Here is a 13,408-nt window from a genome sequence, read left to right as displayed (position 1 = left end):
GTCGCCGGATGCCTCAGGGCACCAGGAGGATCTTGCCGTCCCGCTCGCCGCTGGCGGCTGCGGCCACGGCATCCTTGATGTGTTCCAGGTCGTAGGTCGCCGCGACACGGGTCTTCAGCTTGCCGCTGGCGATCAGCTGCACCAGTTCGCCGAACACCTTCATCTGCTGCGCCGGGCTGGCCTGCTGGAACCACTTGGCCAGCCAGAAGCCGCGCAGCGTCACGTCACGGAACACGAACGAGGCCGGCGACACCTGGCAGGCCTGGCCGCTCATCATGCCGTAGTTCACCAGCACGCCACCGTTGGCCAGGACGGCAGCCAGGTTGTCGGTGCTGACGCCGCCGACCGCATCGATACCCAGGCGCACCTCGGCACCACCGGTGGCCGCACGCACGCGCTTGGCCAGGTCCGGCCCGTCCACCAGCACCAGATCGGCGCCTTCGGCCTCCACGCCGGCGACCGCCGACTCGCGGCGCACCACGTTGATGGTCTTGAAGCCGCGCAGCTTGGCCAGCTGGATCAGGTAGCTGCCAACGCCGGAGTTGGCGGCGTTCTGGATGACCCAGTCACCCGGCTTGAGGTCGACGAACTCGCTGAGCAGCAGCGAGGCGGTCGGCGGGTTGACGGTGAGCATGGCCAACTGCAGCGGATCGGCGTCCGGCAGGGGGATCAGCTTGTCCGCCGGGGCATTCATGGCGCTGACCCAGGTACCGCTGCCGACCGGCAGGAGCACGGTCTGGCCAACCTTGAACTGGCTGACGCCGGCACCGAGCGCCTCGACCTTGCCGACCCCTTCGTTGCCGCCGACAGCAGGCAGCGGCGGCAGCATGCCGTAGGCACCGGTCAGCGTGAGCACGTCGGAGGGGTTGATCGGCGCCGCCAGCACCTTGACGCGCACCTGCCCAGCGGCAGGCTCCGGCAGTTGCAGGGCAACCGCGCTGATGACGTCTTGCGGCACCGGGCCGCGCTGTTGGTATTCGGCTTTGAGCATGGTCAGGGTCTCCAGAAGGCAGGCGCAGAAATGCGTGGAGCCAGTCTAGTCGCGATAGTGCACAACGGAGTGAATCGACCTGCATCCACTCTGGTGATGGCTCCCGCGAGCCGTCTATGCTCAGCTGGACCGACAGCGGGGACCGTGATGTTCAGATGGTGTGTAGCAGCGGCACTGGCATGCCTGAGCCTGACGGCGCCGGCAGATGTGCTGAACGTTGGCTTCGGCACGCACAAACCGCCTTACATCTACGAGGGCGAGCGGCGTGGACTGGAGTACGAGTTGATCGAGCGCGCCGCGCAGAACGCCGGCTTCGAGGTCACCGTCTACTATGCGCCGATGGAGCGCCTGCACCTGATGCTGCGCCGTGGCGAGATCGACGCGATCGCCACCACCCACCAGCGCAGTGGCGTGAAGGCCTACTACTCGCAGACCTACATCTATTACCACAACGTGGCGGTGGCCCTGGCCAGCCGCGGCTATCGCATCGAGCACATCGCCGACCTCGGCAACTACTCGGTCAGCGCCTTCCAGCGTGCGCGGCTGCTGTTGGGCCCCGAGTTCGAGCGCATGGCCCTGAGCAACCCGCGCTACCGCGAGGAGGCCCTGCAGATCAACCGCAACCGCCTGCTCTACAGCGGCCGTGTGGACGTGGTGGTGGGCGACAAGCGCATCCTCCGCTACTTCAATCGCGAGGTGGCCGACCAGGTCGACGTGACGCAGGCGCTGTCCTGGTTCGAGATATTCCCACCCACGCCGTACCGGGTCGGCTTCCGCCTGGATCGACAGCGCCAGCGCTTCGACGAGGGCCTGCGCAAACTGCGCGAGTCGGGCGAATACCAGCGCATCGAGCAGCGCTACCTGGCGGACTGAAATCTGAGGAAACTGTTGCGCGGCTGCCGGCGGACAGGGCCTGTTGCACTATGACGCCTCGCTCGCCACCTGCATGGAGACGCCAGGATGCCGCTCAAGTCGCTCGCCACCTTCGCCTTGCTCGCCCTGTTCGGCAGCCAGCCCGGCCTTGCCGAGGAGCGCCAGCTGCCCACCGAACTGGGGCCCGTGAATGTCGTTACCGTCGCCGAGGGCCTGCGCAATCCCTGGGCCGTCGCCGTGCTCCCGGATGGCCAGGGTTTCCTGGTCAGCGAGCGGCCGGGGATGCTGCGGCGAGTCAGCGCCACGGGGGAGTTGTCGCCGCCGCTGCGTGGGGTGCCCGGCGTGTTCGCCGTGGGCCAGGGCGGGCTGCTCGATGTGGTGCTGTCACCCGACTTCGTCGAGGATCGCCTCGTCTACCTGTCTTACGCCGAAGCCGGTGACGGTGCGGCGGGCACCGCGGTCGGGCGCGGACGGCTGTCCGCCGACAGCCGCGCGCTGGAGAACTTCACGGTGATCTTCCGCCAGCAGCCCAAGCTGTCCACTGGCACGCACTTCGGCTCGCGCCTGGTGTTCGACCAGCAGGGCCACCTGTTCATCGCCCTGGGCGACAACAACGACCGTCCCACCGCGCAGGCGCTGGACAAGCTGCAGGGCAAGCTGGTGCGCATCTACCCGGACGGACGCATCCCCGAGGACAACCCCTTCGTCGAGCGTGCCGGCGCCCGCGGCGAGATCTGGTCCTATGGCCATCGCAACCAGCAGGGGGCGGCGCTCAACCCCTGGAGCGGCCGCGTGTGGACCCACGAGCACGGCCCGCGCGGCGGCGACGAGATCAACATCCCCGAGGCCGGCAAGAACTATGGCTGGCCACTGGCGACGCATGGCATCAACTACTCGATGCTGCCGATTCCCGAGGCCCGGGGCAAAACCCTGGAAGGCACCGAACCACCCCTGCATGTCTGGGAGAAGTCGCCGGCCATCAGCGGCATGGCGTTCTATTCGGGCGAGCGCTTCGCGGCCTGGCAACACAGCCTGTTCATTGGCGCGCTGTCCGGCCAGGCGCTGATTCGCCTGCATCTCGATGGCAACAGGGTCGTGCGCGAGGAGCGCTTGCTGGAATCACTCAACGCACGGATACGCGACGTGCGGCAAGGGCCGGACGGTTATCTCTACGTGCTGACGGATGCGCCGCAGGGGCGCTTGCTGCGCCTGGGGCTGGCGAGCGAATAAGGCGGGGGAGGGGTGTCGGGTGCGCGAGGCGCACCCGCGAACGATCACTTCTTGCTGATGGTGATCTGGCGAGTGCCGCCGTAGGTCTGACCGCTTACACCCTTGGCGATCTGCTGGATCTCGCCACCGCCCTGCAGGAAGGCGGCAATCTGCGCCTCGATGGACTCGCGGGTTTCCACTGCTGGAGCCGGCTTGCTGACTTTGCTGGCGGACGACTTGACGCGAAGGGTGGCCATGACCTTGATCTCTTTTCGATGGGCGGCCGGCCATTATGCCTCAATCAGCCCCATTCTGCTGGGTTAATCGCCAATCAGTCACCTGTGCAAGGCCCTTGCAGGCCCCTGTTCACCGCCTTTAATGGCTTGTTTTCCAGCGACTTAGGCCTCGCGGTGACCGGCTGTCGAATGACTGCACGGCAGGCCCGGAGAGCCGCGAACTCGGGTAGAATGGCCGGCTGTTTTAGCGAGGTGGAACACGATGGCCGTAATCGGGCGGATGAATTCTCTACAGGTGGTCAAGCACACCGACTTCGGGCTGTACCTGGACGGTGGTGCGGATGGTGAAATCCTCCTGCCCAAGCGCTACATCCCCAAGGACACGCCGAGCGAAGTCGAGGACTGGCTCAACGTGTTCATCTACCTCGACAGCGAAGACAAGCTGATCGCCACCACCCTGAAGCCGAAGATCCAGCTCGGCCAGTTCGCCAGCCTCAAGGTGGTGGACATCAACCGGGTCGGCCTGTTCTTCGACTGGGGCCTGCCCAAGGACCTGCTGCTGCCGCACTCGGAAGAGAAGCGCCCGCTGCAGATCGGCGACTACTGCGTGATCTACCTCTATCTGGACAAGCGCACCCGCCGTCTCACCGCGACTGCGCGGCTGGACCGCCATCTGGACCAGGTGCCCGCCGACTATCAGGTGGGCCAGGAGGTCGACCTGCTGGTGGTCGAGCGCACCGACCTGGGCTTCAAGGCCATCATCGACGGCAAGCACTGGGGCCTGATCCACAAGAACGAACTGTTCAAGTTCATCCGCAGCGGCATGCGCGAGAAGGGCTACATCAAGGAACTGCGCGCCGACGGCAAGATCAGCCTGAGCCTGCAACCGATCGGCCGTGAGGCCGCCAGTGGCCTCGCCGAGCAGATCGTCGCGCGCCTGCGCGAGCAGGGTGGTGTGCTGGCGCTGGGCGACAAGAGCCCGCCCGAGCTGATCGCCGAGCAGTTTCGCGTCAGCAAGGGCAACTTCAAGAAGGCCATCGGCGGGCTCTACAAGCAGGGCCTGATCCGCATCCACGACGACCGTATCGAATTGCTCGACAATTGAGCGCGTGGCGACTTGAGCGCGGGCGCGGCAACTCGCATAATGCCGGCGTCTTGTAGCCGGTGTAGCTCAGTCGGTAGAGCAGCGCACTCGTAACGCGAAGGTCGTAGGTTCGATTCCTATCTCCGGCACCAGTAAAATCAAGGCCAGCAGCGATGCTGGCCTTTTTTGTTGGCCTCGTTTTCGATTTTTTGTCCAAATCCTGTCCATCTGGCTTTACTCTGTCCATCTGATCTAGAGGGCAGTCGATGGCGTCTTTCCGTAAACGTGGCGAGCTGCAGTGGCAGGCTCGCATCAACCGCAAGGGCTTTCCTGCGCAAGTCAAAACCTTTTCTACCCGTGCTGAGGCAGAAGCCTGGGCGCGCCAGATCGAATCCGAGATTGATCGCGGGGTCTTCGTCAGTCGTGTTGAGGCTGAAGCTACATCGCTGTCGGAGGCTCTTGAGCGTTACGAGCGGGAGATATCTGCATTCAAAAAGGGTGCTGTCCAGGAGCGCTCTGTGATTGTGGTCTGGAAGGGCACCGACTTAGCCCGTAGGCCGCTAGCTGCGGTGCGCAGCGCTGACCTGGCCAAGCTGCGGGATGAGTGGTTGAAAACCCATAAGTCAGCCACGGTATTGCGTCGCCTGGCTGTGCTATCGCACGTGTTCACCATCGCTCGTAAGGAATGGGGGATGGAAGGTCTACTTAATCCTGTTGAGTTGATTCGTAAACCCCAGGTCAGCAATGCCAGAACTCGGCGTATCTCCACCCAGGCACCTTCTCAGGCTGATGCGCCGAGCAGCGCGCGCCGATTGGGGGATGAGGTCGAAAGGATTCTGGCCGCTACAGGGTCAGACATTCTGCCAGCGATCGTTTGCCTGGCTATTGAGACAGCCATGCGCCGTGGCGAGATTGTGTCGCTGCGCTGGGAGCATATCGACCTCAAGCGGAGGGTGGCTCACCTGCCCAGTACCAAAAATGGCAGTTCGCGTGATGTTCCGCTCTCATCCAAGGCCGTTGCAGCGCTGGAGTCTGTCCGTGGGGAGACGGAGACTGCGGTAGGAAAGGTCTTTGATGTTCGCGAAGACACTGTCACTCAGGCTTTTGATCGTGCCCTCAAACGCGCTCGTTCGATTTACCTGGACGAGTGCAAAAGGGCAGGGGAGGCGCCAGATGGGCGCTACCTGACCGACCTTCGTTTCCACGATTTGCGTCACGAGGCCACATCAAGGCTGGCTGACATCTTCCCGCTTCACGAGCTGACCAAGATCACTGGCCATAAGGACACTCGCATGCTGATGCGCTACTACCATCCTCGAGCAGAGGATCTAGCGAAGAAGCTGACTTAAGGATTATGAGTTGCCTAGAAACGCTGCAAGCCCAGTGAAATCGGGCGTAGCTTAGCACAGGTACAGTTAGCTGAAAGTAGCGTGGTTATTGGTGTTGAGCATAATTTAGCGAAATTTCTAGAAGCTGGTTACTGTACCGCTAGCGTACCGTATCGTACTCCACAGTAGCCCCGATCAGCCGTAATTATCAGTCTTGGCTAGCATGGACTTACGTGGATCTTTCAGTACCTGGTCAAGGTCTGAAAGGCATGCACAAACGAAAGAAGTGAAAACCGCTAGTAGTAATATCTGAACAAAGTTAGACATGTTGAGCGTGCTCGGCTCGACCCAATACCAAACCATCATGAAGCCTAGCATTGCTCCTAGCCCCGTGCGTGCGATGGTAAGCAGCCCTGCACCTACTTCGCTAACGAATCTGTGCATTTTTACTAACCAGCCTTGATGCTTAACTGAGAGAAACCGCCAGCGGAAAATGATCACTCCTAGCACCATTAAAAGAGCAAATAACCATCCGTAGTAGTATATAAAAAATGGAGTCGCCAACAATATATCTAGTGCTTCTTTGAATTTTTCTGCTGAATGGGCGTTTAGGATAACTGGTAGGCCGCCAAGTACCATACCTATGAGCATCTCCTTGGCTGATCCAAGCAGAACGTGCATACAATTCTTAGATACTGATTCCCTTTGCATAGTCGGTACCTCAAGAAAAATAGGACTCAATTTTGTAGGGGCAGCACTTGGAAACTTTGGAGAGTGCTTAGTTGTAGCTAAAACGTAAAGCCTGGCCTCAGGCCATAGTAAGTAGTGAATAGCAAGGCTGGTCGAAAACCAAGTTTTGTACACTATAAAAAGTGGATGCTGTGCTAGGGCTATGTCAATCTATCTTTAGTATTTCTTCTATTTCATGAAGATCTCTATGTGGGCTCAAATAAACGACTGCGGCGCGTGAAAGCTTTTCTGTATCTCTAATCATGCGTCTTAAAGCTAGTTTTGCTTCATGAGCCCCATCCCCGTTTCGGATTTTTCTCACTTGATGGTCGACTTCAATGCGAATTTTGTTTCTGGCGCGAGTAATACGTGTCTCATGAAGATGGAAGATATCAATTGAATTTTCGACTTTTTGCTTTTGATCTTCATTAGCCCCTGGTTTTGGCTGTGGCAAGCCATCGCTGTCGAACCAAAGTAATTTCTCATCATCAGGGTTGAATGGATCGAGAAAGTCGGGAAGCTCCTCTATAAGAAGTGCTTCATCCTCAGGCTTGAATGCTCTGCTTTCAGGGTTTTTTAAAGGGAATCGGCACGCCTTTCCACCTTGAGTTTCATCAAAATTTCGGCGGCTGTTGCAAAATGTACATGCGCAACGGTAGTTCGTCCACTCAAAGGCAAGCCACCAATAGCCGTCATGCAGGGGCTCTTCCTGAACTTTGTTTTTGGGCCGAAAGTGATCGATTGGCATGTCGCCCCTAATGTCATCAGCCTCACAGTACCAACATTTCTTTTTAAGGTTCTCTGGCAGAGTTTCATAAAATTCGCGCCATACATCGGATGACGCTAATTGTTTGAGAATCTTTTTGCGCGCGGATGCGTCGGGCGCTGCAATCAATGCTGCCTTCGCCTGTGCGGATTTAGTCCTCCAAGCCTGTGTTATGCGCTCTTCGATATCATCTTTGCAGATCCAGCGCATTATGAGTTCCTCGTGTTGTCTTGGAGGTATCTGCTTCGTAAGAAGTCGAGGTAATCAGGGTCGTCTGTAGCTAAGTTAAAGCCAAGGTTCTCTAGATCTTCATTTAAGCGCTTAAGGTATTCTGCATCGGTCTCCGGCTTGAACCCTTTTTCTCGTACGAGTCTTTCTTCAGAAAGGTTTTCTTTTGCTGCAAGCGCGTTGCGTGCAGTTAATTTTCTGTTCGTGTCGTCATCCAGAGTGGTCTTCAATCCAAACATTTCGCTACGAAGAATAAGATTGATGCCCATGCCTCTAGGGCTCTCGTCTGGTTCCCTAGCGTAAATTTTATTATCGTCGCCTCGCGACATAACTTGAACTTGTTGTTTTTCAAGCTCGGCGATTGCCAATGGATGGTGAGTTACCATGAGCAAGTGGCTGGTCTCATGATCAGGAACAAAGTCACTTAAAAAGTTGAGGTACTTTACCGCCCATGCTGGGTTTAAGTGAGTGTCGGGTTCGTCCAATAAGAATAACGAGTCTTTGCCGCCGGTGAATTTCAATAAGCCTAGAACTGTTAGAAGTTGTTGTTCGCCTTCGCTTAGCTCTCGGAAAGTAAGTGGTTCATCACTGTTGGCAACCTTAACGCGAATACTGACTTCGGAGATTATTTCGGAAAGTAAGGTGCTCTCTAGCATTTTAAATAATTCGTCTGCGCTTAGGTCCTTAGCAAAGTCGCGCAGTGCGTATACGCTGGGTAGGAATAAGTGGAAAAACTCATTATTTATGTTGTTGCCGGTGAGCGATGTGTCTTCTTGTCGTGTGATTTTTACTGGTGATAAAGTATGTTTTATTAACTCGTCTAAGAAACGGCGTACTACGCCGCGCGCGCCCCAGAATAGCTCACCTTTCTGTTTCGCCCAACCAGGTTGGCGCATTACAAAGTGAATGCTGTCTAAACCTACGATGCCTAAATGTTTTCGTAGAAAAGACTTTTCGAGATTTTCTTTTTCAGATAGGAAGAAGGCTAGTAGTACGAATTGGCTATGATGAGGCTTAGCGTAAAATAGTGGGCGAATATCGCCTTTTAAGTCTAGCTCGTCATGAAGAAGTCTGCGATAAAAGTCTGTGCGGTGTTTTCTAAAATATCCCTCAAGACGATCACTGGGGCCTGAATAGTATGCAAAAACATATTTTGGTAAATAAGGGGCGCTGCCATGTTTGTCTCGTTTTACTTTGGAAAAAGGGACAGGCTTGCCAGTTATTTTTTTTTCTGAAAGATTTCCTGACTGCCGGGTAAGCAAATCTATTATGGTTACTTGATATTGTTTTGCTAGAGTGCCGCGAGCTGGGTCAGCATCAACAGTAACTTCCATCCATTGCGCACTTAAGTCTTTTCCCTGCGGTTTCTGGCCGAGTCGATAAACCAAGTGATAGGAGAATGGTGGTGGCTCGCCCAAGTCAAGATTACGAAAAATAGCTACTAGCGCTTCCAGTACATTGGACTTGCCAGCACCGTTGCACCCAACAATCACCGTCATTAGGTTGTCCTCGTCAAAATCAACGAGGGTATTTTCTAGGTTTTTAAAGCGGGAGCGAATATGTAGCTTATCGACTTTCATAACCTATCCTTCGATGTTCTATCGAGCCTCTACTAACGCAAACCAGTCTTGTCCGCTATCATCTCGCTTAATCTTAAATATTTGTTTGCTATCAATCGCGCTACGGATGTCCAAGAAGAACTGCTCTAGCTGGTCGGTTTTGCTATCGATAGGATATCCGGTGGCAGTTAAAAGTTGCTGGCCACTTAGCGGTCTATCTGCTTTTTTAAGGGCTTCTGAAACACTAATTATTTCTTTTTCCATGGTTTTATTTGTCTTTCTGCGCGGGGCAGTTTTCTTAGGACTTGGAGAGTTGTTTTTTTCTTGGCGCGAGATTCTAATTTTTTCTAGTAGAGCCGCTGCGCTGTTTTCACCGCTGATCAGTTGGTGATTTTTGATGCGCCAGTTGGTGGTTAGCTCGCCTCTAAAAGCTTTGGCTAAAATACTTTGGGATAGGCCCTCGATACGAGATAAGGCGATGATAATCTTAGATTCTACTTTTTCAGCGTAGTCGAAAAGCTGCTTGATTCGGTGGGCGATCTCGTTTTGCTCTTCGATTGGAGGAAGAGGAACTTGTAGCGCTCGCACATCTCCAATATTTATTCCTCGGATGGCTACACCGCGAGTAGCATTTTTCATACGAAGCTGAGTTGAGTCTGCGAGCAGAGCCCAATAAACAAAATCGGTAGAAATCAGAGGGGAAATCGACAGTCTGGCAGTGTCTTGAGTAATATTTGCGCCTTCCAGTTGCTCTGGAATTTTAATTAGTCTTCCGACACTTCCTCTGATCGATAGAAGGAGGTCGCCGGCAGCCAGTCGTGCTCTTTTATATTGAAGATCAATTTCCGGGCTGGTCTTTTTGATTTTAGAAAGGTCCAATTTGTTGCCAGGAAAGTCGGCAACCCGGATGTAAGGAACACCTACCTCCAGTTCAGGGCCGGGCTTCAAGATACCGTAAGTTATTGGTCTTCCGGGAGCGCACATATCGCGTAGCTCAGCAATGTCCCAGTGCGCAGGCAAGCCATCATGTGTAAGGTTATGTGCTTTCTCTGTGGGCTTGGATGCGTTACTTCGTTCATGCCCACCTTGGTTTTCATGCGCGGTTTTCAGGCTTTGGTGGAGTGCAAATGCATTACTTAATGGTGGTTGTGATGCACGCCATTCCTCCGTCAGCCGGCCGGAAAACGCTGCGGCGAGGACGGATTGGCGAAAGCGTTTTAGCAATGTAGGGATTGCATCGACTCGCCTTCGTAGTGTGTCGACCTGAGAAAGAAGTTCATCAAGTTTTTGGGCTATGCGAATTTGCTCTGTGACTGGTGGTAGAGGAATTTCGTACTCTCTAATGTCTGCTGCTTTAATTGCAGGGTATAGAGCACCTTGTACTTTGTCACACATGCTCTCGATAAATTTAGTTGATCGGACGACCGCAAAGATCCAGCGGGGATCGACTTCAATTGGTCTGAGAACATCGAATCCGGTGGATGCGAAGGATCCGTGAAGCTGTGTATCAATAAGGGCGACAGCATTTAAGTTAGGGCGAGTCATAGAGACAATAACATCGCCACTCTCAACTTCTTTGCGTGCACGACTAGGGGCATTAGCACCCTGCAAGTGTTGAGGGTTGGACACGACTTTTAAGTCACGATTAATGCTTGCAATATCGATATAAGTGAACTCTTCATCTATTGCAGGTACACGCTGTTTGGGCTGGTCGCAGATGTCGCCTAAACGGGTTATTACCCACCCTTCAGGATGCTTACTCATCCCCGGCATCCAGTGCGTGTATCAGTTGATTCAGGTCACGTAAAGCTGCGGACAACTCGGCCATGACTTCTTCTGCCAGCAATTCCGGTGCTGGCAGATCATGGGCATCAAGGCTATCAGCGTCCTTGAGCCAGCTTATATCCAAAGAGTCACCATTAGCAGCAATGTCAGCGCGGTTGAATACGCGAAAGCGGCTAAGTACGCCGATACCTTCAACATTTTCTGCGCGCGGGCTGTTCCCATTGGGGTCTATGCCATAGGCGTCTTCAAAAGGTTTGAGATGAGTCGCCACAAAAGGTGTGCGTTTGCCGAAGTTTGGCGCATTGCTGCGCAGGTCATAGACCCATACACGCTGGGTGCAGTCTTTTTGCTTGCGCGGCTTATTGGGGCTTCCCTTTTGGAAGAACAGTACATTGGTCTTCACGCCTTGAGCGTAGAAGATGCCAGTGGGTAGTCGCAGGATCGTGTGCAAGTTGCATTTGTCCATCAGGTCGCGGCGTACATCTGTACCGACTCCTTCTTCGAACAGCACGTTGTCCGGTAGCACCACGGCTGCGCGGCCGCCGGGTTTTAGGTTCAGGTAGATGTGCTGGAGGAAGGCCAGCTGTTTATTGCTGGTCTTGTAAGTTAGGTCGTCACGGGTCGGGCCACCACCGCCCTTCGCTGTGCCGAACGGTGGGTTGGAGAGAATTAAGTCTGCCTTGGGAAGGTTCATTCCTACGTGGCTCAGGGTGTTGCCAAGGCGAACCACTCCTTCAGCATCACCGTCCATGCCATGCAGTAGACAGTTCATTAGAGCTAGGCGGCGGGTTCCAGGTACTAGCTCGACGCCGACGAAAGCGTGGTTGCGTTGGAAATGGCGCGCCTTTTCATCCAGATCGGCGTGATCATTGGTATTTTGCTTAATGTAGGCGTCGGCAGCTATAAGAAAGCCCGCTGTGCCAGCAGCCGGGTCTTGGATTATTTCACCAGCTTGGGGGCGGATGACGCGAATGATGCTGTCGATCAGCGAGCGCTTAGTGAAATATTGTCCAGCACCAGACTTGGTCTCGCTTGCATTCTTTTCTAATAGCCCTTCGTACAGGTCACCTAGGCCGTCCTTGCGGGCATTAAACCAGTTGATCGCATCTAGGCTCTTGATGAGCTGATCAAAGTGGTGTGGCTCTTTAATGTGGGTCTGAGCATCGGCGTAGATTGCGGCGATTATTGGATCGCTGCTTTTGCCCAGTTCCAGCAAGATATACCGATAGTGGTTAAGCCGGGTAATACCTGTCTTGCTGGTAAGATCTGCCCAACGGCAGCCGTCTGGCAGCTTATGTTCGAAGCTGGCGTTATTTTGCACCTGCTCATATTCCATCTTAATAAAAAGCAGTAGAACCAGCTCTGTAACGTAGTCGCTGTAGTTGATGCCATCGTCGCGCAGTACGTCGCACAGACTCCAGAGTTTCTGGACGATGTCGGTATTGATCATGTTTTACTCGGTGTCGAGGCCAGGCAAGATGCTGCCGGGCTGGTTGATCTGATAACGGGTGCTACGGCCACCGCCGGGCAGCCGCCGCAGGCAGCCTTTTTCCAGCAGGTCACTCAAATGCCGAGTTGCGGTGGCCTTAGATACCTGTGCCACAGATTGGTACTGCGCAGCACTTATGCCTGCCTCAAAGCCTTTCTCGCCGCCGTCAAGCAGCCGGTTGAGTACTTTGATCTGTTCGGGGGGGAGAGAATCTGTGCGGTGTGCCTGCCAAAAGCGCGCTTTGGCTAGTATGCGGTCGATTCGGGCAAGTGCCTGCTCCAGACTTTTGAGCAATGTGCCGAGAAACCACTGCAGCCAGGCAGTGATATCCAGCGTGCTTTTCTGGCTAGCTTCGAGGATGCGGTAATAGCCGGCTCGGTCGTCGAGGATGCTTGCGGACATGGCATAAAACCGGATGGCTTGCTGTTCGCCCTGGGTCAGTGCCAAGTCTGTGATGGCGCGAGTAAGACGGCCGTTGCCGTCATCGAAGGGGTGCACCGTGACAAACCAGAAATGGGCAATACCTGCGCGCAATAGCGGGTCGAGACCAGCATCGCTGCGGCTGCTCTCGAACCAAGCGAGGAACTCGGCCAATTGAGTTTCCAGCCCGGCGCGCGGTGGAGCTTCGTAATGCACGGTAGGACGGTCGACGCGGCCTGAAACAACCTGCATGGGCTCATCGCCACGTAGCATGCCAACCCGTAATGGTCGAGCTAGCAGGTTATCGTCACTAGGGAACAGCCAACAATGCCAGCGATATAGCCTCTTTAGGTCAAGCGGCTGTTGATGTGCGCTGGTGGCATCGAGCAGTAATTCAGCCAGACCTTCAGAGCGTGCACTGACTCGGCCTTCTTCGCTTATCCCCAACCGCTTCGCCAGGGAGGAGCGGACCGAGCTGACATTTAACTGCTCGCCCTCAATGGCTGATGAGGTGACGATGTTCTGTAGCAGGACATCCAGGCTGCTCTGTGCTTCGGTATCGCTACCGACAGCGCCCAGCATTCCGAGCAAGCGCCCCTGGGCCTGGGTGCAGGCTCGCAGCAGCGGGGCAAGCGAATCGGCTTCCCAGTTGAAGTGTGGCCAGTCGGGCTGCTGCCAGATCCAGAAGGGTTCATTCATGGGCTTGCTCAT

The 13,408-nt window shown here is 55.4% G+C and carries 12 protein-coding genes and 1 tRNA gene; 5 read left to right on the top strand and 8 right to left on the bottom strand.

Features of this window, described 5'->3' with window-relative positions; all coding sequences use genetic code 11:
- Positions 1-13: 13 nt before the first annotated feature.
- Positions 14-991, bottom strand: coding sequence for a zinc-dependent alcohol dehydrogenase family protein (locus JLK41_RS18180; protein WP_047586196.1), 978 nt, complete (start codon positions 989-991; stop codon positions 14-16).
- A gap of 147 nt (positions 992-1,138) precedes the next feature.
- Between JLK41_RS18180 and JLK41_RS18175 the strand changes: the two genes are divergently transcribed.
- Entirely contained in the window at positions 1,139-1,864 is a 726-nt protein-coding gene (locus JLK41_RS18175) for a substrate-binding periplasmic protein (protein ID WP_210389529.1), read from the top strand.
- A gap of 87 nt (positions 1,865-1,951) precedes the next feature.
- Entirely contained in the window at positions 1,952-3,094 is a 1,143-nt protein-coding gene (locus tag JLK41_RS18170; protein WP_210389528.1) for a PQQ-dependent sugar dehydrogenase, read from the top strand.
- A 44-nt stretch (positions 3,095-3,138) separates the two neighbouring features.
- On the opposite strand, the gene JLK41_RS18165 is transcribed toward JLK41_RS18170, so the two are convergent.
- The gene (locus JLK41_RS18165; RefSeq protein WP_013716575.1) at positions 3,139-3,330 is read right to left on the bottom strand and encodes a hypothetical protein; all 192 of its coding nucleotides are present in this window, start codon (positions 3,328-3,330) and stop codon (positions 3,139-3,141) included.
- Between the two features lie 241 nt (positions 3,331-3,571).
- Between JLK41_RS18165 and JLK41_RS18160 the strand changes: the two genes are divergently transcribed.
- The 3 genes from JLK41_RS18160 (at position 3,572) to JLK41_RS18150 (ending at position 5,742) form a co-directional block, all read left to right on the top strand.
- Positions 3,572-4,414 (top strand): CvfB family protein, encoded by an 843-nt coding sequence (locus JLK41_RS18160; RefSeq protein WP_037056125.1) that lies wholly within the window; start codon positions 3,572-3,574, stop codon positions 4,412-4,414.
- Between the two features lie 55 nt (positions 4,415-4,469).
- Positions 4,470-4,545, top strand: a tRNA-Thr gene (locus JLK41_RS18155).
- A gap of 114 nt (positions 4,546-4,659) precedes the next feature.
- Entirely contained in the window at positions 4,660-5,742 is a 1,083-nt protein-coding gene (locus JLK41_RS18150) for a site-specific integrase (RefSeq protein WP_210389527.1), read from the top strand.
- A gap of 174 nt (positions 5,743-5,916) precedes the next feature.
- On the opposite strand, the gene JLK41_RS18145 is transcribed toward JLK41_RS18150, so the two are convergent.
- From JLK41_RS18145 to JLK41_RS18120, 6 genes are all read right to left on the bottom strand, one after another.
- The gene (locus JLK41_RS18145) at positions 5,917-6,402 is read right to left on the bottom strand and encodes a hypothetical protein (RefSeq protein ID WP_210389526.1); all 486 of its coding nucleotides are present in this window, start codon (positions 6,400-6,402) and stop codon (positions 5,917-5,919) included.
- 214 nt (positions 6,403-6,616) lie between these two features.
- Positions 6,617-7,426: an HNH endonuclease family protein gene (locus JLK41_RS18140; protein ID WP_210389525.1), complete on the bottom strand. Its 810-nt coding sequence runs from the start codon at positions 7,424-7,426 to the stop codon at positions 6,617-6,619.
- Positions 7,426-9,024, bottom strand: a complete 1,599-nt coding sequence (locus tag JLK41_RS18135; protein WP_210389524.1) for an AAA family ATPase — start codon at positions 9,022-9,024, stop codon at positions 7,426-7,428. Before JLK41_RS18135 ends, JLK41_RS18140 begins: the two co-directional genes overlap by 1 nt.
- An 18-nt stretch (positions 9,025-9,042) precedes the next feature.
- On the bottom strand, positions 9,043-10,767 hold the full coding sequence (locus JLK41_RS18130) for a restriction endonuclease subunit S (RefSeq protein WP_210389523.1): 1,725 nt from the start codon (positions 10,765-10,767) through the stop codon (positions 9,043-9,045).
- Positions 10,760-12,238: a class I SAM-dependent DNA methyltransferase gene (locus JLK41_RS18125; protein ID WP_210389522.1), complete on the bottom strand. Its 1,479-nt coding sequence runs from the start codon at positions 12,236-12,238 to the stop codon at positions 10,760-10,762. The genes JLK41_RS18130 and JLK41_RS18125 overlap by 8 nt, the downstream gene beginning before the upstream one ends.
- Before the next feature lie 3 nt (positions 12,239-12,241).
- A complete protein-coding gene (locus tag JLK41_RS18120) occupies positions 12,242-13,396 on the bottom strand; it encodes a Fic family protein (protein ID WP_210389521.1) in 1,155 nt (384 codons plus the stop codon).
- Positions 13,397-13,408 lie beyond the last annotated feature (12 nt).

Origin of the sequence: Ectopseudomonas khazarica, assembly GCF_017915135.1 — a bacterium.
Lineage (GTDB): Bacteria > Pseudomonadota > Gammaproteobacteria > Pseudomonadales > Pseudomonadaceae > Aquipseudomonas > Aquipseudomonas khazarica.
The sequence above is the reverse complement of the archived record's forward strand: the minus strand, read 5'-3'. Positions and strand labels throughout refer to the sequence as shown.

Excerpts from the sequence above, each read along its gene's own strand:
- JLK41_RS18180 (WP_047586196.1), bottom strand. The coding sequence starts at position 991 with ATGCTCAAAGCCGAATACCAACAGCGCGGCCCGGTGCCGCAAGACGTC.
- JLK41_RS18175 (WP_210389529.1), top strand. The coding sequence starts at position 1,139 with ATGTTCAGATGGTGTGTAGCAGCGGCACTGGCATGCCTGAGCCTGACG.
- JLK41_RS18170 (WP_210389528.1), top strand. The coding sequence starts at position 1,952 with ATGCCGCTCAAGTCGCTCGCCACCTTCGCCTTGCTCGCCCTGTTCGGC.
- JLK41_RS18165 (WP_013716575.1), bottom strand. The coding sequence starts at position 3,330 with ATGGCCACCCTTCGCGTCAAGTCGTCCGCCAGCAAAGTCAGCAAGCCG.
- JLK41_RS18160 (WP_037056125.1), top strand. The coding sequence starts at position 3,572 with ATGGCCGTAATCGGGCGGATGAATTCTCTACAGGTGGTCAAGCACACC.
- JLK41_RS18150 (WP_210389527.1), top strand. The coding sequence starts at position 4,660 with ATGGCGTCTTTCCGTAAACGTGGCGAGCTGCAGTGGCAGGCTCGCATC.
- JLK41_RS18145 (WP_210389526.1), bottom strand. The coding sequence starts at position 6,402 with ATGCACGTTCTGCTTGGATCAGCCAAGGAGATGCTCATAGGTATGGTA.
- JLK41_RS18140 (WP_210389525.1), bottom strand. The coding sequence starts at position 7,426 with ATGCGCTGGATCTGCAAAGATGATATCGAAGAGCGCATAACACAGGCT.
- JLK41_RS18135 (WP_210389524.1), bottom strand. The coding sequence starts at position 9,024 with ATGAAAGTCGATAAGCTACATATTCGCTCCCGCTTTAAAAACCTAGAA.
- JLK41_RS18130 (WP_210389523.1), bottom strand. The coding sequence starts at position 10,767 with ATGAGTAAGCATCCTGAAGGGTGGGTAATAACCCGTTTAGGCGACATC.
- JLK41_RS18125 (WP_210389522.1), bottom strand. The coding sequence starts at position 12,238 with ATGATCAATACCGACATCGTCCAGAAACTCTGGAGTCTGTGCGACGTA.
- JLK41_RS18120 (WP_210389521.1), bottom strand. The coding sequence starts at position 13,396 with ATGAATGAACCCTTCTGGATCTGGCAGCAGCCCGACTGGCCACACTTC.